At 54.3% G+C, this 17,681-nt stretch carries 15 protein-coding genes and 1 pseudogene; 11 read left to right on the top strand and 5 right to left on the bottom strand.

Annotated elements, in window-relative coordinates; translation table 11 throughout:
• The first annotated feature begins 127 nt into the window (after nucleotides 1-127).
• Both VRC33_RS21470 and rraA read left to right on the top strand, forming a co-directional pair.
• Entirely contained in the window at nucleotides 128-1,057 is a 930-nt protein-coding gene (locus VRC33_RS21470) for a 1,4-dihydroxy-2-naphthoate polyprenyltransferase (protein WP_338559286.1), read from the top strand.
• A gap of 106 nt (nucleotides 1,058-1,163) precedes the next feature.
• Nucleotides 1,164-1,649 carry a ribonuclease E activity regulator RraA gene (rraA, locus tag VRC33_RS21475; RefSeq protein WP_338559288.1) on the top strand — a complete coding sequence of 162 codons (486 nt, stop codon included), beginning with the start codon at nucleotides 1,164-1,166 and terminating at the stop codon, nucleotides 1,647-1,649.
• Between the two features lie 48 nt (nucleotides 1,650-1,697).
• On the opposite strand, the gene zapB is transcribed toward rraA, so the two are convergent.
• A complete protein-coding gene (zapB, locus tag VRC33_RS21480) occupies nucleotides 1,698-1,937 on the bottom strand; it encodes a cell division protein ZapB (protein WP_338559290.1) in 240 nt (79 codons plus the stop codon).
• 446 nt (nucleotides 1,938-2,383) lie between these two features.
• On the opposite strand from zapB, the gene VRC33_RS21485 reads away from it, so the two are divergent.
• The 3 genes from VRC33_RS21485 to glpX all read left to right on the top strand — a co-directional run bounded on the left by VRC33_RS21485 (nucleotide 2,384) and on the right by glpX (nucleotide 5,888).
• The gene (locus tag VRC33_RS21485) at nucleotides 2,384-3,232 is read left to right on the top strand and encodes an MIP/aquaporin family protein (protein ID WP_338559291.1); all 849 of its coding nucleotides are present in this window, start codon (nucleotides 2,384-2,386) and stop codon (nucleotides 3,230-3,232) included.
• Between the two features lie 31 nt (nucleotides 3,233-3,263).
• A complete protein-coding gene (glpK, locus tag VRC33_RS21490) occupies nucleotides 3,264-4,778 on the top strand; it encodes a glycerol kinase GlpK (RefSeq protein WP_338559292.1) in 1,515 nt (504 codons plus the stop codon).
• Between the two features lie 99 nt (nucleotides 4,779-4,877).
• A complete protein-coding gene (gene glpX, locus VRC33_RS21495) occupies nucleotides 4,878-5,888 on the top strand; it encodes a class II fructose-bisphosphatase (RefSeq protein ID WP_338559293.1) in 1,011 nt (336 codons plus the stop codon).
• Between the two features lie 91 nt (nucleotides 5,889-5,979).
• Here the strand turns inward: glpX and emrD are convergent, their stop codons facing one another.
• The gene (gene emrD, locus VRC33_RS21500) at nucleotides 5,980-7,158 is read right to left on the bottom strand and encodes a multidrug efflux MFS transporter EmrD (RefSeq protein ID WP_338559295.1); all 1,179 of its coding nucleotides are present in this window, start codon (nucleotides 7,156-7,158) and stop codon (nucleotides 5,980-5,982) included.
• A 303-nt stretch (nucleotides 7,159-7,461) separates the two neighbouring features.
• Between emrD and fpr the strand changes: the two genes are divergently transcribed.
• Nucleotides 7,462-8,208 (top strand): ferredoxin--NADP(+) reductase, encoded by a 747-nt coding sequence (gene fpr, locus VRC33_RS21505; RefSeq protein WP_338559296.1) that lies wholly within the window; start codon nucleotides 7,462-7,464, stop codon nucleotides 8,206-8,208.
• Here the strand turns inward: fpr and VRC33_RS21510 are convergent.
• Entirely contained in the window at nucleotides 8,199-8,642 is a 444-nt protein-coding gene (locus VRC33_RS21510) for a DUF805 domain-containing protein (protein WP_338559298.1), read from the bottom strand. The two genes, fpr and VRC33_RS21510, sit on opposite strands and share 10 nt — an antisense overlap.
• A 92-nt stretch (nucleotides 8,643-8,734) precedes the next feature.
• Between VRC33_RS21510 and VRC33_RS21515 the strand changes: the two genes are divergently transcribed.
• The 4 genes from VRC33_RS21515 to VRC33_RS21530 all read left to right on the top strand — a co-directional run bounded on the left by VRC33_RS21515 (nucleotide 8,735) and on the right by VRC33_RS21530 (nucleotide 14,750).
• Nucleotides 8,735-9,328: a DUF1454 family protein gene (locus VRC33_RS21515; RefSeq protein WP_338559299.1), complete on the top strand. Its 594-nt coding sequence runs from the start codon at nucleotides 8,735-8,737 to the stop codon at nucleotides 9,326-9,328.
• 119 nt (nucleotides 9,329-9,447) lie between these two features.
• Nucleotides 9,448-10,215 carry a triose-phosphate isomerase gene (gene tpiA, locus VRC33_RS21520; protein WP_338559301.1) on the top strand — a complete coding sequence of 256 codons (768 nt, stop codon included), beginning with the start codon at nucleotides 9,448-9,450 and terminating at the stop codon, nucleotides 10,213-10,215.
• Nucleotides 10,216-10,734: 519 nt separating this feature from the next.
• The gene (gene mqo, locus VRC33_RS21525) at nucleotides 10,735-12,309 is read left to right on the top strand and encodes a malate dehydrogenase (quinone) (RefSeq protein WP_338564382.1); all 1,575 of its coding nucleotides are present in this window, start codon (nucleotides 10,735-10,737) and stop codon (nucleotides 12,307-12,309) included.
• A 59-nt stretch (nucleotides 12,310-12,368) separates the two neighbouring features.
• Entirely contained in the window at nucleotides 12,369-14,750 is a 2,382-nt protein-coding gene (locus VRC33_RS21530; protein ID WP_338559303.1) for a phosphoketolase family protein, read from the top strand.
• 42 nt (nucleotides 14,751-14,792) lie between these two features.
• On the opposite strand, the gene VRC33_RS21535 is transcribed toward VRC33_RS21530, so the two are convergent.
• Nucleotides 14,793-15,377, bottom strand: a complete 585-nt coding sequence (locus VRC33_RS21535; protein ID WP_338559306.1) for a LysE family translocator — start codon at nucleotides 15,375-15,377, stop codon at nucleotides 14,793-14,795.
• Between the two features lie 136 nt (nucleotides 15,378-15,513).
• Between VRC33_RS21535 and VRC33_RS21540 the strand changes: the two genes are divergently transcribed.
• Nucleotides 15,514-16,971, top strand: coding sequence for a PLP-dependent aminotransferase family protein (locus VRC33_RS21540; RefSeq protein ID WP_338559309.1), 1,458 nt, complete (start codon nucleotides 15,514-15,516; stop codon nucleotides 16,969-16,971).
• A 2-nt stretch (nucleotides 16,972-16,973) separates the two neighbouring features.
• On the opposite strand, the pseudogene VRC33_RS21545 reads toward VRC33_RS21540, so the two are convergent.
• Nucleotides 16,974-17,596, bottom strand: a pseudogene (locus VRC33_RS21545) (glutathione S-transferase).
• Between the last annotated feature and the right edge of the window lie 85 nt (nucleotides 17,597-17,681).

Consider the following 17,681-nt stretch of genomic DNA (forward strand, 5'->3'; position numbering starts at 1 on the left):
GGCCTCCTTTTTTTATGCCAGAAAATCGCTCAGGGCAGGCAGCATCCTTGATGTGGAATAATTCAATAAAGCCGGCCCGCCGCTAAAATAGCCGCACGTTCTCTCCTCAGTAAAGGCCATTGCCGTTATGACGGATCACCTTCGCCTGACTCCTCCCCTCTCTGCTTCACGTGCCTGGATCGAAAGCCTTCGGCTCCGTACTCTTCCGCTGGCCTGTGCCTCAGTCATCACCGGTTCTGCCCTGGCCTGGTGGCAGGGACATTTCAGTCCGGGCATCGCTTTGCTGGCCTTGCTGACCACCGCATTGCTACAAATCCTCTCCAACCTGGCCAATGATTATGGTGACGCGCTGAAAGGCAGCGACACGCCAGCACGTCTGGGTCCCCTTCGCGGTATGCAAAAAGGCGCAATCAGCCCTCAGCAGATGCGCATAGCACTGCTGATTACCCTGATACTGACCCTTTTCTCTGGCATCTCGCTGATTATCCGCGCCTGCCAGTCACTGAACGATATTCTGGGGTTTATAGCCCTGGGTGCCATAGCTATCGTGGCGGCCATTGCCTATACGGTGGGTAAAAAACCCTATGGTTATCTGGGGTTGGGCGACGCATCGGTGCTGATTTTCTTTGGCTGGCTGGGCGTTACGGGAAGCTATTACCTCCAGGCGCATAATTTGCCTGCCATGCTGTTTTTACCTGCCACCGCCTGCGGCCTGATGGCTGTGGCCGTACTCAACGTCAATAATATGCGCGATATTGAAAGCGACCGGCAAAGTGGCAAATACACGCTGGCAGTACGCTTAGGCGCCATTAACGCCAGGCGTTATCACTCTCTGCTGCTGGCGGGTTCCCTGCTGTGCTGTGCCCTGTTTGCCCTGCTGACTTCTCTGAATTCTGCGGGCTGGTTATTTTTGCTGACAGCGCCGCTGCTAATCAAACAGTTACGCTATATCGTGCAGGAAACCTCAGCCGTTGCCATGCGCCCGATGCTGGAGAAAACGGTCAAATCAGCGCTGCTGCTAAACCTGCTTTTCTCACTCGGCCTGGTCCTTAATTAAGTGTGATGTAGTTGACTCATCGCAACTTTTAACAATTGATGATTTTGCCAACAGCGCCGGGAAAGCGATATACTTAGTATTCCTGTGGCAAACAGACGAAACCCTTATGAAATATGATACTTCTGAACTCTGCGACATCTATCATGAAGATGTAAATGTCGTTGAACCGCTCTTTTCAAACTTCGGTGGCCGTACGTCGTTTGGCGGGCAAATCATCACGGTAAAATGTTTCGAGGATAACGGGCTGTTATACGATCTGCTGGAGGAGAATGGGCGGGGTCGTGTGCTGCTCGTTGACGGCGGCGGTTCAGTACGTCGTGCCCTGATCGATGCCGCGCTGGCCAGACTGGCGTTGCAGAACGAATGGGAAGGCATTGTAGTATATGGTTCAGTTCGTCAGGTTGACGATCTGGAAGAGCTGGATATTGGTATTCAGGCTATTGCCGCCATTCCAGTAGGCGCTGCAGGCGAAGGCGTGGGAGAGAGCGACATCCGGGTGAATTTCGGTGGCGTCACCTTTTTCTCCGGCGATCATCTCTATGCCGACAACACTGGCATCATCCTTTCCGAAGACCCGCTCGATATCGAATAATAAAAACGGGTGCCATCGGCACCCGTTTCCACCAGCCCGATCGTTAAATCAGACTTCTTCCATTTTTCCCAGCAGCGCACGCAGACGCTCCTGCCAGACATGCTGTTCTTCTTTCAGATGCTGGTTTTCACGCACCAGTGACTCACTGTTGCCTGAAGCCTGCTGAACCTGTTGATTCAGGTTGTTATTCTGTTCTTTCAGTTCTTCGATTTCCATCTGCAGCAGGGTGATGGTATCAATCGCCTGCTGTACTTTCGCTTCCAGTTTCTCAAACACTTCAAATGACATTGTAAATGACCTCTCCTAATTGCAAGGCGTTGATATTGCCACCGCAGAGCATCAGGAATAAGCCAGCATTCCGCGGATAACAACGATTCCCCGATTGTAAGTAGACGCGCCCGTCAAGTCCAGCAGCGAACCCGCACAGGGTGCAGTCTGTAACAATTTTCAGCATAGACCTGGAATCTGTAACATTACCCGCTGCCAAAGTAAGGCCTGAGTTAACGAAATGGGACAAAAAACGCAAAAACGAAAATTGAAATGTTGTTTCAGGAAAGCTAAAAGACGCGAAAACGCTCATTTTTATGACACAGCACACAACTTTTGATTTCGCTATTTCTCGTTTATGCTCGTTAACGATAAATTCACAACAGCCCTACAAAAGATTTGGGCGGCTCAGGGAAAGAGAACAGAACGCTGTACAACATTTAACCTCGCCTTCAGGAAACGACATCATGAGTCAGACAGCAACAAGCACGCTTAAAGGGCAGTGCATCGCCGAATTTCTGGGTGTCGCCACCATCATCTTCTTTGGTGCTGGCTGTGTCGCCGCCATGAAACTGGCAGGCGCAAGTTTTGGTCAGTGGGAAATCAGTATCATCTGGGGTATTGCCGTAGCCATGGCAGTGTATCTCAGTGCCGCCATCTCCGGCGCGCATCTGAATCCGGCTGTAACCCTTGCGCTTTGTCTGTTTGCTAATTTCGAACGCCGTAAAGTGTTGCCGTACATACTGGCACAGATTGCCGGTGCTTTCTGCTCCGCAGCACTGGTTTACGGTCTCTACTACAATTTGTTCTTTGACTATGAACAATCGCATCAGATGGTTCGTGGCAGCATAGAAAGCCTGGACCTGGCAGGGATCTTCTCAACCTACCCTAATCCGCACATCGGTGTTGGTCAGGCTTTCCTGGTTGAAGCAGTGATCACTGCCGTAATGATGGGTCTGATTATGGCTCTGACCGATGACGGTAACGGTTTGCCTCGCGGCCCGATGGCGCCCCTGCTGATTGGCCTGCTGATTGCGGTTATCGGTGGTTCAATGGGCCCACTGACCGGCTTCGCCCTTAACCCGGCCCGTGATTTCGGACCCAAGATCTTTGCCTTGCTTGCAGGTTGGGGTAACGTTGCCTTTACAGGTGGCCGCGACATCCCTTATTTCCTCGTGCCGATTTTTGGCCCGATCGTTGGCGCCAGCATCGGTGCATTTGGCTACCGCTCTCTGATCGCCCGCAATTTGCCTGGCGTCGCTGCGGTTAAGAAAGACGAGAAGACCATAGCGCGTGCTGAACAGCGTAAAGCGTAATTGCTAACCCTTTACACATCAGGAATGAATTATGACCACAGAAAAAAAATACATTGTCGCGCTCGACCAGGGCACTACCAGCTCCCGTGCGGTAATCCTGGATCATGACTCCAACATCGTTGCAGTCTCCCAGCGCGAATTTCAGCAGCTCTATCCTAAGCCAGGCTGGGTTGAGCATGACCCGATGGATATCTGGGCTTCTCAAAGCTCCACGCTGGTAGAAGTGCTGGCGCATGCCGACATTAACTCCGATGAGATTGCGGCAATCGGTATCACCAACCAGCGTGAAACCGCCATTGTCTGGGAAAAAGAGACCGGCAAGCCCATTTATAACGCTATCGTCTGGCAGGATCCACGTACCGCTGACTACTGTGCAAAATTGAAAAAAGAGGGTCTGGAAGAGTATATCCAGCACACCACTGGCCTGGTGATTAACCCTTACTTCTCCGGTACCAAAGTGAAGTGGATCCTGGACCACGTTGAGGGCGCACGCGACCGTGCAAAACGTGGCGAACTGCTGTTCGGTACTGTTGATACCTGGCTGGTCTGGAAAATGACTCAGGGACGGGTGCATATCACCGATTACACCAACGCCTCACGTACCATGATGTTCAACATCCACAAGCTGGAGTGGGATCAGCGTATGCTGGATATCCTCGATATCCCGCGTGAAATGCTGCCAGAAGTGAAATCCTCTTCTGAAGTGTACGGCCAGACCAACATCGGCGGTAAAGGCGGTACCCGTATTCCCATCGCCGGGATCGCTGGTGACCAGCAGGCTGCGCTTTATGGTCAGCTCTGCGTTAAGCCTGGCATGGCGAAGAACACCTACGGTACCGGCTGCTTTATGCTGATGAACACCGGCACCGAAGCGGTAACTTCTACCAACGGCCTGTTGACCACCATTGCCTGTGGTCCGCGTGGTGAAGTGAACTACGCCCTTGAAGGCGCCGTATTTATTGGGGGTGCTTCTATTCAGTGGCTGCGTGATGAGATGAAACTGATTGGTGATGCCACCGACTCAGAATATTTCGCCACCAAAGTGAAAGACAGCAACGGCGTCTATATGGTGCCAGCCTTTACCGGTCTGGGTGCGCCTTACTGGGACCCGTATGCCCGCGGCGCGATTTTCGGCCTCACGCGTGGTGCAAATGCTAACCACATTATCCGCGCCACGCTGGAGTCGATTGCTTATCAGACCCGTGACGTACTGGAAGCGATGCAGAACGATGCTAATACCCGCCTGCAGTCTCTGCGCGTGGATGGTGGTGCCGTGGCTAACAACTTCCTGATGCAGTTCCAGTCCGACATTCTGGGTACCCGCGTGGAGCGTCCGGAAGTGCTGGAAGTGACCGCACTGGGTTCAGCTTACCTGGCTGGTCTGGCCGTGGGCTTCTGGAAAGATCTGGACGAAGTCCGTGCTAAAGCAGTGATTGAGCGTGAATTCCGCCCTGGCATTGAAACCACCGAGCGTAATTACCGTTATGCTGGCTGGAAGAAAGCGGTTTCCCGCGCAAAAGCCTGGGAAGAAGAAGACGATTCATAAGTCTGAACCGGCCCAGGGTCACCCTGACCCTGGGCTTTTCCCCTCTCTCTCCTCCCCGCTGTGATAAACTTTCCGCCTCTACTTTTCCCGGGGCAAATCATGAAACGAGAACTCGCCATTGAATTTTCACGCGTAACGGAAGCCGCAGCGCTGGCAGGCTACAAATGGCTCGGACGCGGCGATAAAAACGCAGCCGACGGTGCCGCCGTCCACGCTATGCGCATCATGCTGAACAAAGTGAACATTGACGGCGAGATCGTCATTGGCGAGGGGGAGATTGATGAAGCCCCGATGTTATATATCGGTGAAAAAGTAGGTACCGGCGAAGGCGATGCCGTGGATATTGCCGTCGACCCTATCGAAGGGACGCGCATGACCGCCATGGGTCAGGCAAACGCGCTGGCTGTACTGGCTGTGGGCGATAAAGGCACCTTCCTGAATGCGCCAGATATGTATATGGAAAAACTGATTGTGGGGCCAGGAGCGAAAGGCGTTATTGACCTGAATTTACCGCTGGAGGAAAACCTCAGGCGTGTGGCGCAGGCGCTGAAAAAACCGCTGTCTGAACTCACTGTAACCCTGCTGGCTAAACCCCGTCACGATAAGGTGATCGCTGCCCTGCAGACTTTGGGCGTGCGGATTTTTGCTTTTCCTGATGGCGATGTCGCCGCCTCCATTCTGACCTGTATGCCAGACAGCGAAGTGGACGTGCTTTATGGCATTGGTGGCGCACCAGAGGGCGTGGTATCGGCAGCGGTAATCCGCGCGATGGATGGCGATATGCAGGCCAGACTGCTGGCACGCCATGAGGTGAAAGGCGATACGCCGGAGAACCGTCTGATGGGTGAGCAGGAGTTGAAGCGCTGTCAGCAGATGGGTATTGAGGCCGGAAAAGTGCTGAAACTGGATGAGATGGCCCGCAACGATAACGTCATCTTTTCCGCCACCGGCATCACCACCGGCGATTTACTGAAGGGCATCACCCGTAACGGTAATATCGCCACCACCGAAACGCTACTGGTACGCGGTAAATCCCGCACCATCCGCCGCATTCAGTCGATTCATTACCTCGACCGCAAAGACGAAAACCTGCACCCGTTTATTCTGTAACGCATGGTTTGCCAGAGATGAAAACGGCCCCGGGGAACGTTGTTCCTTCCGGGGCCGTTTTACGTCAGGCTGACGGCTTTGGTGGGCGGAGTTATACAGCCTGCGGTTCAGGTCGCCGTGACAGCGGCAGCCAGCAGAGCAGGATCAGCAAAGCCATCGCAAACATCAGCATTCCCAGGCTGAACTGCCCGGTCTGCGGCAACAACGCAGAGAGCCATGCGGCCAACCCCGATCCCAGGTTCTGCAATCCCCCCAGTAATGCCCCCGCTGTGCCAGCCATATAGGGCCAGGGTTCCATCGCGCCCGTGGTAGCCAGAGGAAACAGCATCCCGGCACCAAAGAAAAACAGCGAGGCAGGCACGACCAATGTCCAGATGGTCATCATGCCAAACCAGGCGGGGATCCACATCAAAGCCCCGGCCAGCAGACAGCTGTTGACTGACCACCACACCAGCTGCGGGAACGCCCGATTTTCACGCCCGGCAAACCAGGCACCGAAGAAGGCAGCCGGAATCGGCAAAATAAACAGCAGGCTGACAGTAAGGCTGTTCAACCCCAGCACACCGCCCATCAGTACGCCACAGCTGGCCTCAAACACGGCAATGCCACCCAGCGCGCCCATCAGCATCACCAGGTAACGGATAAAGGTGCCGTCAGCCAGCAATGGGCGATAACGTGAAAACAGCGCGCGTTTTTCGGCTGGGGCAGGCCGCGTCTCCGGTAACCAGCGCAGCATCGCCATACCCACACAGAAGCAAAGCAGCAGCAGGAAAGCAAAACAGGCCTGCCAGCCCAGAAAATGCGTCAGCAGTGCCCCAATCACCGGAGCCACCAGCGGACTGACCAGAATCCCCATATTCAGCAGGCTGTTCGCCAGTCTCAGCGCCCCGCCGGCATAGAGGTCGCGCGGCATAGTGCGGGCCATAACGCCAGCCACACCGGTTCCCAGCCCCTGAACTGCACTGCCCAGTACCAGCATGTCGAAGGTTGGCGCACCAAGCGCAATCAGCGTCCCCACGCAGAAAATGGCTAAACCGGCCAGAATAACCGGGCGGCGGCCAACATTGTCGGACAAGGGTCCGTACAGCAACTGTGAGCCGCCATAAGTCATCAGATACGCCGCCATTACGCGCTGGACGGCACCATCGCGCACGCTGAACGCCTCAGCAATTGTCGCCATCGCCGGGACGTAGATGGTTTGCGCCATCTGGCCCACGGCAACCAGCGCAATCAGCATCACCAGCAGATGCCCGTTCTCAATTTTTTTCATTTTTTAATCAGCATAAGTGTCGGCGCTATCCCGATAAATCAGCGGGACAGGCCAGCAGGAATAAGTGCAAGCCGGGGAAAATATCAGGATTTTGTGACAAAGCGAGAGGAAGGCTGAAAATGCCCTGAGAAAATCTGTCAGTGAAAGCAGGCAATACCGTAAATCAATCTGTACGTTATAGTGTCATGAGGCCCGGACAATTTGTCGATCTGAGCTTTCTCGCGGGTGACTACTGGAAAAGCAGCCGCTGAGTAAGGAAGATACGGCTAACACCTTGCCTTACCCCCAATTAAGGAGCTGTTTATGGCTGAATGGATAAACGCCAGGATCAAACAGGTTAATGACTGGACCGACAGCTTGTTCAGCATTATCGTCACTGCCCCTGTCGACCCCTTCATAGCGGGCCAGTTTGCCAAGCTGGCGCTGGAAATTGAGGGTGAGCGCGTGCAGCGTGCTTACTCTTACGTCAATGCCCCCAGCGATGAGAATCTTGAGTTCTATCTGGTGACCGTACCGGAAGGCAAACTCAGCCCTCGCCTGCACGCTTTAAAACCGGGTGATGAAGTGATGATCACCAAAGAAGCGGCCGGATTTTTTGTGCTGGATGAGATCCCGGACTGCAAAACCCTGTGGATGCTGGCAACCGGCACAGCAATCGGCCCCTATCTTTCTATTCTTCAGGAAAGCAAGGGGCTGGAACGGTTTGAAAACATCGTTCTGGTTCATGCCGCGCGTTACGCGCAGGATTTAAGTTATCTGCCCCTGATGCAGCAGCTGCAACAGCGCTATAACGGAAAGTTACGTATACAAACCGTAGTCAGCCGGGAAGAGATTACCGGTTCGCTAACCGGGCGCGTGCCTGCGCTGATTGAAAATGGCGAGCTGGAAGCCGCTGTCGGGCTACCGATGCAGGCAGAAAGCAGCCATATCATGCTGTGTGGCAACCCTCAGATGGTCAGGGATACCCAACAGTTATTGAAAGAAACGCGTGAGATGCGCAAACACCTGAAACGTAAACCGGGCCATATGACGGCAGAGCACTACTGGTAATCAGGTGTCCTGCGTCCGAAGTAGTTCACCGGGCTGGCCGCTTTACCGAAGCGGTTCCCGCCCGGCGTGCCGGTGAAGGTCCCCAACTCAACCGTCAGGGTGACCAGAATCAGCATCGGGATAAACTGCCCCAGCGCCCACTGCCAGGGAGCAGGCAGCATATCCCAGTCTTTGACCAGCAAAATCCAGGCAAGCAGCAGCAGCAGCGCCCAGTAGCCTGTTTTATTGCGATCGTGCAGACGCTTAACCACTACGGCACTGGTAGGCCATAACAGAAATACCACGCCGTAAGCGGCAGTTTGCCGGCTTATCCAGCCGCGGTCAGCCAGCGTAAACAGCACCACCATCAATGTCAGCCACAGCGTCAGCCAGATCCACAGATCCCGCCGCCCCAGCCTGCCCCGCCAGGAAAAACACCACGCTTGTAAGGTCATTTTTTTATCCCTCAGAACAGCGTCAGGCTTTGACTTTGCCGGTCATTGTCCGTTTTAATCTTGAGTTGATTTGATTAGTCAGGGCCAACGGAATGAATAAAGCGCTATTTTTGGGTATTACAGTGCTGTTGACGCTGGGGACAGCGAGAGCAGAGGAGGCCCCAGCTCCACAGGATCGTACTGAGCACATGCCTGCTGCGCCCTATCTTCAGGCGGGATCGCCCACCTTTGATATGACTATCGGCCAGTTTCGCGAAAAGTATAATGCTATCAACCCGACGTTACAGATTGCGGAATACCGCGCTATCGATAACCGGGGAGATAAGAGTAATTTGACCCGTGCGGCCAGCAAGATCAATGAAAATCTCTACGCTTCCACCGCCCTTGAACAGGGAACCGGTAAGATCAAAACCTTACAGATAACCTGGTTGCCAGTGCCCGGTCCTGAAGAGCAAGCAGCCCGGGATAAAGCCCGTGCTTATATGGCTGCGATGGCGCGTTTTTTTGAGCCCACGCTCAACGAAGCACAAAGTCTGAAACGGCTGGATGATCTGCTCACTAAGGGCAAAGGGTCGCGTTATTTTGCCCAGGACGAGGGGGCCGTACGCTACGTGGTGGCGGACAATGGCGATAAAGGACTGACCTTCGCTATAGAGCCTGTCAAACTGGCCATGGCCAGCAACTGACCCCCGGCAAAGATGACGAAAAGCAAAGCCTTTCACAGTTTTGATCTCTATACTGTCTGGCAGACAACGCTGCCAAGGCAGGGTAATTCAACAGCATCGCGCTAAGCGTGGAGGATATAATGCGACATCCGTTAGTAATGGGTAACTGGAAACTGAACGGCAGCAAAAAGATGGTCAACGAGCTGATTGCCGGTCTGCGGAACGAGCTGAGCAGCGTTGACGGCTGCGGCGTAGCCATTGCCCCGCCGGTGATGTATCTGGATCTGGCTAAGCACGCTATTTCTGGCAGCCATATCGTCCTTGGCGCGCAAAATGTTGACGTAAACCTGTCGGGTGCTTTCACCGGTGAAATTTCTGCAGAGATGCTGAAAGACGTCGGCGCGCAGTACATCATTATCGGCCACTCTGAGCGCCGGACTTACCATAAAGAGAGCGACGAGCTGGTAGCAAAACAGTTTGCCGTACTGAAAGCAGCCGGTCTGATCCCTGTGCTGTGCATCGGTGAAACCGAAGCGGAAAACGAAGCAGGCAAAACTGAGGAAGTCTGTGCACGTCAGATTGACGCCGTGCTGAACACCCAGGGTGCTGATGCATTCAACGGCGTGGTTATCGCTTACGAGCCAGTCTGGGCTATCGGGACCGGTAAATCCGCTACGCCTGCACAGGCACAAGCGGTACACAAATTTATCCGTGACCATATCGCGAAGAAAGACGCGACAGTGGCTGCACAGGTCATCATTCAGTACGGTGGCTCTGTTAACGACAAGAACGCAGCGGAACTCTTTGCTCAGCCAGACATTGATGGTGCTCTGGTTGGCGGCGCATCACTGAAAGCTGATGCTTTTGCAGCGATCGTTAAAGCGGCAGCCGCAGCGAAAAAAGCCTGATGCTCTCTCTCCTGCGCTGACCCCAGCGCAGGATCTCTGGTTCAACTGCCAAAAATTCTCCCTCAGCGCGCTCCACAATTCATGTTAACAATCAGAAACTGACCTCGTTGGCAAAAATATACGCAAAACCCGCCTGAACGCTCATCCTTAAGCACCCCCTCAGCCTGTCTGATAACTCACTGAAAAAAATACACTATCTGATTATATCTTTTCTCCGGCCAGCTTGCTTAAAGGCTCACTATCAATCTTGCTAATTTCGTTTGATTTTTCATTCTAACTTTTAATCTTTAAACAATTTTTTAATTGCCTGTTAACAATGGTATATTTCTGACGCGCTGAATGCGTGTTTATCACGCATATCCGCTGTGGTTTTCTTGACCAGTACCCCGGGAAAACGGAGCAGAAGGGTTCCACAGAGGCCTGTCCTGTTTCACCTGCTTAACATGTTGTTGATTCAACATTTGGAGATGTCGCCTCATGCGTAAGTTAGCAGTACTACTGGCTGATTGCCTTGACAGGATGGGCCTTGTGAAATCAGCCGCTGCGGAAGATGAAAAAACCCTCGATGTATTATTGATCGGCGGCGGCATAATGAGCGCCACGCTCGGCACCTATTTACAGGAGCTTGAGCCTGACTGGCGTATCGGTATGGTTGAACGTCTCGACAGCGTCTCTGAAGAGAGTTCAAACGGCTGGAACAACGCCGGTACGGGTCATGCCGCACTGGCGGAAATGAACTACACCCCGGAAAAAGCGGACGGCTCCGTTGAGATCAACAAGGCCGTGGAAATCAACGAATCTTTCCAGATTTCCCGCCAGTTCTGGGCCTGGCAAGTGCAGAAAGGGGTGATGCATAACCCGCGCAGCTTTATCAACAGCGTGCCACACATGAGTTTTGTCTGGGGCGAGGAGAACGTGGCGTTTCTGAAGAAACGTTATAACGCGCTGCAGAAAAGTACCCTGTTCCGCGGGATGGAATTCTCACAGGATGCGGAACAAATCAGAGAGTGGGTTCCACTGATGATGGAAGGTCGTGACAGCGAAGCACACGTTGCCGCCACCCGTATCACCACAGGTACAGACGTTAACTTTGGTGAAGTTACCCGTCAGCTGGTGGCTTCTTTGCAGAAGAGCGCACAGTTCACCCTGAAAACCAGCCATGAAGTGCGCGACATCAAGCGTAACGAAGATGGCAGCTGGAACGTCACCCTCGCCGATCTGAAAAACAAGGGTCGGGAAAAAACGCTTCGCACCCGATATGTCTTTATCGGGGCGGGCGGTGCAGGCCTGACGCTGTTGCAGAAATCCGGCATTCCGGAAGCAAAAGAGTATGCGGGCTTCCCGGTCGGCGGCGAGTTCCTGGTCACTGAAAATCAGGACGTGGTGCAACGCCATCTGGCTAAAGTTTATGGCAAAGCCTCGGTTGGCGCACCGCCTATGTCCGTTCCTCATCTGGATACGCGGATGCTTGATGGCAAACAGACGCTGCTGTTTGGGCCGTTCGCCACCTTCTCCACCAAATATCTGAAGCAGGGTTCTGTGTGGGATATGTTTGGCTCAATGACCTCCTCCAACGTATTGCCAATGGTCCATGTCGGCCTGAAAAACTTCGATCTGGTGAAATATCTGATCGGCCAGGTAATGCTGACCGATGATGACCGGCTCAAGGCATTGCAGGAATACTTTCCTGAAGCCAGAAAAGAAGACTGGCGCCTGGTGAAAGCGGGCCAGCGTGTGCAGATCATCAAGAAAGATGCGGATAAAGGGGGCGTGCTGAAGCTGGGGACAGAAGTGGTGACCTCGCAGGACGGCACCATTTCGGCGCTGCTCGGCGCTTCTCCAGGAGCCTCAACCGCTGCGCCAATCATGATCGAACTGATGAGCAAAGTGTTCCAGGAAAAATTTGTCACTTCTGAATGGCAGTCGAAGCTGAAAACCATCATTCCTTCGTATGGTCAAAAGCTCAATGGCAATGTAGCCGCCACCGAGAAAGAACTGGCCGAAACCAGCCGGATCCTGAAGCTGGATTACCTGCCAGTCTCCGCGGCTAACGATGAAGCAGCGGATGCAGAGGCGTCAGTTATCGGTAAGTGACCTCCAGATCTTTGCAAGGGTCTATGCTTTTAGCTGACCCGTTGTTAAGGAGGAGCAGGATGGAAACATCATCACCGCAGCCGATTACTGAGCCCGAGCTGTCATTACTGGACCGTTACTGGCGGGCAGCTAACTATCTTTCGGTCGGACAGATTTACCTGATGGATAACCCGCTGCTCAGAGAACCTCTTCTGCCGGAGCACATCAAACCACGTCTGCTGGGCCACTGGGGAACCACGCCCGGCTTAAATTTCATCTATGTGCACCTGAACCGTCTTATCCGTCAACGCGATCTCAATCTGCTTTATATTTGTGGGCCAGGACACGGCGGGCCAGGGATGGTAGCCAATACCTGGCTTGAAGGCAGCTACAGTGACATTTATCCGCAGATAAGCCCTGACGCAGAAGGAATGCGCAGGCTCTTCAGGCAGTTCTCCTTTCCCGGCGGCATCCCCAGCCATGCCGCACCCGAAACACCGGGCTCTATTCATGAAGGGGGCGAACTGGGTTACTCCCTGGTCCATGCTTTTGGGGCCGCGTTCGATAATCCCGATCTGATTGTGCCCTGCGTGGTTGGTGATGGTGAAGCTGAAACCGGCCCCTTGTCAGCCAGCTGGCACGGCATAAAATTCCTTAATGCCGCCCGCGACGGCGCGGTGTTGCCGATCCTGCATCTCAACGGCTACAAAATTGCCAGTCCCACCCTGCATGGCCGCACCAGCGATGATGACCTTCGCCAGCTGTTCAACGGCTACGGCTACGATCCTCTTTTTGTTACCGGTGACGACCCACAGCTGATGCATGTGCAGATGGCGGCGGCATTTGATCGGGTATTTGACCGCATTCAACAGCTCCAGCAGGAAGCCCGGAGTGAGGTAGCAGCGAAAAATGTCCCACGCTGGCCAATGATTATTCTTCGCAGCCCCAAAGGCTGGACCGGACCGAAAATTGTTGATGGTAAGCGCGTGGAAGGCTTCTGGCGCGCGCATCAGGTGCCGGTCTCTTCCTGCCGTGAAGATGAAAGCCACCGGCATATTCTTGAGGCCTGGCTGAGAAGCTACCGGCCAGATGATCTGTTTGATGACCAGGGCAGGCTGATGCCTGAATTGCAGGCTCTGGCCCCGGAAGGTGATAAACGGATGGGTGCCAGCCCCTATGCCAACGGAGGTCGCCTGCGTAAAGAGCTGGTTGTTCCGGAAATCCGGCAGTTTGCCGTTGAGGTTAAAAAACCCGGCGAGACGGAAGAACAGTCCACGGCGGTGTTTGCCAGCTATCTTGGTGACATTTTCCGCAGCAACCCGGACAACTTCCGTCTGTTTGGCCCGGATGAAACCGCTTCGAACCGGTTGGGGAAAGTTTTCGAGACCACTGACCGCAGCTGGATGGAAGAGATCAAAGAGTATGATGAGCAGCTGTCACCCGATGGCCGGGTAATGGAAGTGCTGAGTGAGCATCAGTGTCAGGGCTGGCTTGAGGGCTATCTGCTGACCGGCAGGCACGGTCTGTTTACCTGCTATGAGGCTTTCATTCACATTGTCGACTCAATGTTTAATCAGCACGCAAAATGGCTCAAGGTGTCGCGAAAACTTCCCTGGCGTAAACCGGTATCTTCGCTGAACTACCTGCTTTCTTCCCATGTCTGGCGGCAAGACCACAACGGTTTCAGCCATCAGGATCCGGGCTTTATCGATCATGTTGCCAACAAGAAAGCCGACATTGTGCGGATCTATCTGCCACCCGATGCCAATACGCTGCTCTGGGTTGGCGATCACTGTCTGCGCACCTGGGACCGCATCAATGTGATCATTGCCGGCAAACAGCCTGAGCCACAATGGCTGACCCTTGATGAGGCCGTGGTGCATTGCGAAAAAGGGATGGGGATCTGGCCGTGGGCTGGAAATGAACAGGCTGGACGTTCACCGGATGTGGTGATGGCATGCGCCGGTGATGTCCCGACGCTGGAGACGATGGCGGCGGTTGACCTGCTGAGAAAATGGCTGCCCGATTTGCAGGTCCGGGTAGTGAACGTGGTCGATTTACTGGCGCTGCAACCTCGGGATCAACATCCGCATGGGCTTGAAGACCCGGTTTTTGATGAGATGTTTACGCCTGATAAACCTGTGGTCTTCGCCTTCCACGGCTATCCGGCGCTGATCCATCGTCTGACCTATCAGCGAAATAACCACCGTAATTTCCACGTGCGGGGCTTTATTGAGGAAGGGACCACCACCACACCTTTTGATATGACCGTATTGAATGAGCTGGATCGCTACCACCTGGCGCAGGAAGCCGTTATGCGCGTGCCGGGTCTGGCGGAAAAAGCACCCGAAGTGTTGCAAATGCTTAAAGACAAACTGGCAGAACATCACAGTTGGGTCAGGGAACACGGCGAAGATATGCCTGAAGTACTTAACTGGAAATGGTCAGCAAGCCCGGATTGATACCTGCGTAGCAGCCGGGCGGAAGAGTGCCGCCCGGCCTGCTTACATCTGGAAAGCCTCAATCAGCATCCACAGCGTTGTCGCCACCAGCGACAGCGCCATGACGGCGTTGAATGCCCGCAGCTTCCAGGCCGTCTGCAAATGTTTCCCCAACCGGTCGCCCATAGCGGCCCAGACCAGAATGCAGGGCAGATTCAACGCCATAAAGCCGATCATCACCGTCAGGATGCCGCTGCTGGCGGTATACATCAGCGCCACATTGGTTGCCATCAGCCAGGCCTTCGGGTTCACAGCCTGAAACAGTGCGCCCCCCACCAGCGTCATCGGCTGAGCTTTTTCACGCAGTTCCGGCGCACCAGCGCGAAAAATCTTCCAGGAGAGCCACAGCAAATATGCGCCGCCCAGCAAGGTTAACGGCAGGCGGATGGCACTCATCCATTGCAGCAAAACCTCAAGCAGCAGCCCCGCAATGGCGGTCTGAATGGCACAACCCACCATGATGCCCAGCATCATTGGCATAGTACGACGTATGCCAAAATTCACCCCGGAGGTCGCCAGCATCAGGTTATTCGGACCTGGTGTGATAGACATAACGGTGACATAACTGAAGAAAGAGGGATCAAGCATGGTCGGCTTCCTGTTAGCGGATAAGACCTTCATAGTAGAACCGACAGGACAATGGTAACAGATTCAGAAATGCACTATTGTTATGAGTACAAAGTAGTAATAACAATTATTGTACCCATCACCCAGGCAGGCGACTGTGTCCATTGTTGAACCGCAAGAGAGCACGCTTTACCACCAGCTGGCCGAAACGCTGGCAGAAGCTATTCATAACGGCACTTTTGCGCCGGGTAAACGCCTTCCCGCGTTGCGACGCTGCGCCACCCTGCATAACGTCAGCATCAATACTGTGCTGACGGCCTACGGGATCCTGGAGGATCGGGGGCTGATCGAAGCCCGCCCGCAATCGGGTTACTACGTGCGGAGCGTATTGCCATCGGTCAAGACCAGCGGCGATCGCCTGGCAAAAGTGCGTTCTCCAGGGAGTGAAAAGCTGGAGTTGATTGAGGCAGTCTTTGCCGCTCAGAATCACCCCGATTACACCAATATCTCGCTGGCCTGTCCGCAAAACAGTGACTTCTTCCCCAGCGCCAAAATCAGCCGGATTATGGCTTCGCTGCTGCGACGCGAGCCGGATCTGATTGCCAGTTATGCCCTGCCGCCCGGTAGCCAGCGACTACGCCGGGAGATTGCCCGTCGCTCGATGGATTTGGGCATGGCACTGACGGCTGACAACATCACCCTGACCCACGGCTGCATGGAAGCTCTCCAGCTTGCGCTGCGGGCGGTCACGAAACCGGGTGACTGCGTGGGGCTTGAAACGCCCACCTATTTTTACCTTTTCCCTCTGCTGGCAAGCCTGGGCCTGAAAGTGCTGGAGATCCCCACTGACCCGCAGCACGGGCTTTCTCTGGATGCCCTGGAGCTGTTATTGCAGGAAAAAAGGGTACAGGCGCTGATTGCCATGCCTAACGTGCAGAACCCGTTGGGGTGCAGTATGAGGCTGGAGGATAAAAAACGGCTGGCGAAGCTGGTTAACCGCTATCAGGTCCCGCTGCTTGAGGATGGCCTGTACGGGGAACTGCAATTCTGCTGGCCGCTCTCTCCGGCGGTTAAGGCATTCGATACGGAAGGCTGGGTATTGTACTGCTCAAGCTTTACGAAAACGGTGACGCCCGATTTTCATCTCGGCTGGATAGCCGCAGGGCGTTTCAGCGAGGCGCTGGCGAGGCTCAAATCCGTCTCATCGCTGGCAGAATCTCGTCTGCTTTCAGAAACTCTCGGGCACTTTCTGGAGTCGGGAGGCTACGATCATCATCTGCGTACGCTGCGCCGACGCTATGCAGCTCAACTGGATGAGGCCCGTGGCATCATTGCCCGTCACTTCCCTGAAGGGACTCAGGCTACTCAACCCAGCGGTGGGTTTGTGTTCTGGGTCGAACTGCCTGCCAGCGTCGACACCGTGGCGTTGTTTCACCGGCTGCTGCAGGAGAAAATTTGCCTGACGCCAGGCGCGCTTTATACCCTCAGCGAGCGGGGTAACAGCGCACTCCGGCTCTCCTGCTGCTACCCGTTTAACGAACGCTACACCTACGCACTGAAAAGAACCGGCGCACTGGCCTGTGAAATCAGCGGTACCGAAGCCGGGATGGCATGAAATTAAGGCGTACCGTTTCGTCCCCAGGTGGCATAACCCTTACGTTCGGTAAGCCGCTCATAATAGGCGCGCACTGCCGGAAGATCGGGGTGATCCAGGGGGTTTCATACCAGCGGTTCACCGAAAGCCCTACCGGAATGTCCGCCAGAGAGAAAGCGCTCCCGGCAACATATCCCCCTGTGCTTTCAAGCTGTGTATTCAGGATGCCCATCGTGTGCGACCAGCCTTTACAGGCGGCGGCGAGCAGGCGGGGATCCTGATGCGCCGGAGAGTGACGAACCAGCGACATAAACGCATAACGCCAGGAGGTGTTCAGTTCGGTAGCCTGCCAGTCAATCCACTGGTCGACAGGCGCACGGGCACGGGGATCTTCGGGATAAAGCCAGCCGCCGCCCCAGGCATTTGCCAGGTAGCGAATGATGGCGTTGGACTCCCACATGATGAAATCCCCTTCCTGAATAACCGGGATCAGGGCATTCGGGTTCAGTCTTTTAAACGCCGCTTCTTTAGGAGATTTGAACCCATCGCCCCAGTCTTCACGGTGAAAGGCAATATCCAGCTCGTCACAAACCCAGAGTACTTTTCTGACGTTAATCGACGAGGCTCTTCCCAATATTTTCAGCATAATTACGTCACTTTTTTGGTCAGGTCTGGCCTATTAATACCGATATTCTGCCAGGCTGACAATGGCTAAACCGTGCCAGCCTGAA

The organism is Erwinia sp. E_sp_B01_1 (genome assembly GCF_036865545.1).
GTDB lineage: Bacteria > Pseudomonadota > Gammaproteobacteria > Enterobacterales > Enterobacteriaceae > Erwinia.

Bases quoted from the DNA above. Each gene is read 5' to 3' on its own strand.
- VRC33_RS21470 (WP_338559286.1), top strand. From the start codon at position 128: ATGACGGATCACCTTCGCCTGACTCCTCCCCTCTCTGCTTCACGTGCC.
- rraA (WP_338559288.1), top strand. From the start codon at position 1,164: ATGAAATATGATACTTCTGAACTCTGCGACATCTATCATGAAGATGTA.
- zapB (WP_338559290.1), bottom strand. From the start codon at position 1,937: ATGTCATTTGAAGTGTTTGAGAAACTGGAAGCGAAAGTACAGCAGGCG.
- VRC33_RS21485 (WP_338559291.1), top strand. From the start codon at position 2,384: ATGAGTCAGACAGCAACAAGCACGCTTAAAGGGCAGTGCATCGCCGAA.
- glpK (WP_338559292.1), top strand. From the start codon at position 3,264: ATGACCACAGAAAAAAAATACATTGTCGCGCTCGACCAGGGCACTACC.
- glpX (WP_338559293.1), top strand. From the start codon at position 4,878: ATGAAACGAGAACTCGCCATTGAATTTTCACGCGTAACGGAAGCCGCA.
- emrD (WP_338559295.1), bottom strand. From the start codon at position 7,158: ATGAAAAAAATTGAGAACGGGCATCTGCTGGTGATGCTGATTGCGCTG.
- fpr (WP_338559296.1), top strand. From the start codon at position 7,462: ATGGCTGAATGGATAAACGCCAGGATCAAACAGGTTAATGACTGGACC.
- VRC33_RS21510 (WP_338559298.1), bottom strand. From the start codon at position 8,642: ATGACCTTACAAGCGTGGTGTTTTTCCTGGCGGGGCAGGCTGGGGCGG.
- VRC33_RS21515 (WP_338559299.1), top strand. From the start codon at position 8,735: ATGAATAAAGCGCTATTTTTGGGTATTACAGTGCTGTTGACGCTGGGG.
- tpiA (WP_338559301.1), top strand. From the start codon at position 9,448: ATGCGACATCCGTTAGTAATGGGTAACTGGAAACTGAACGGCAGCAAA.
- mqo (WP_338564382.1), top strand. From the start codon at position 10,735: ATGGGCCTTGTGAAATCAGCCGCTGCGGAAGATGAAAAAACCCTCGAT.
- VRC33_RS21530 (WP_338559303.1), top strand. From the start codon at position 12,369: ATGGAAACATCATCACCGCAGCCGATTACTGAGCCCGAGCTGTCATTA.
- VRC33_RS21535 (WP_338559306.1), bottom strand. From the start codon at position 15,377: ATGCTTGATCCCTCTTTCTTCAGTTATGTCACCGTTATGTCTATCACA.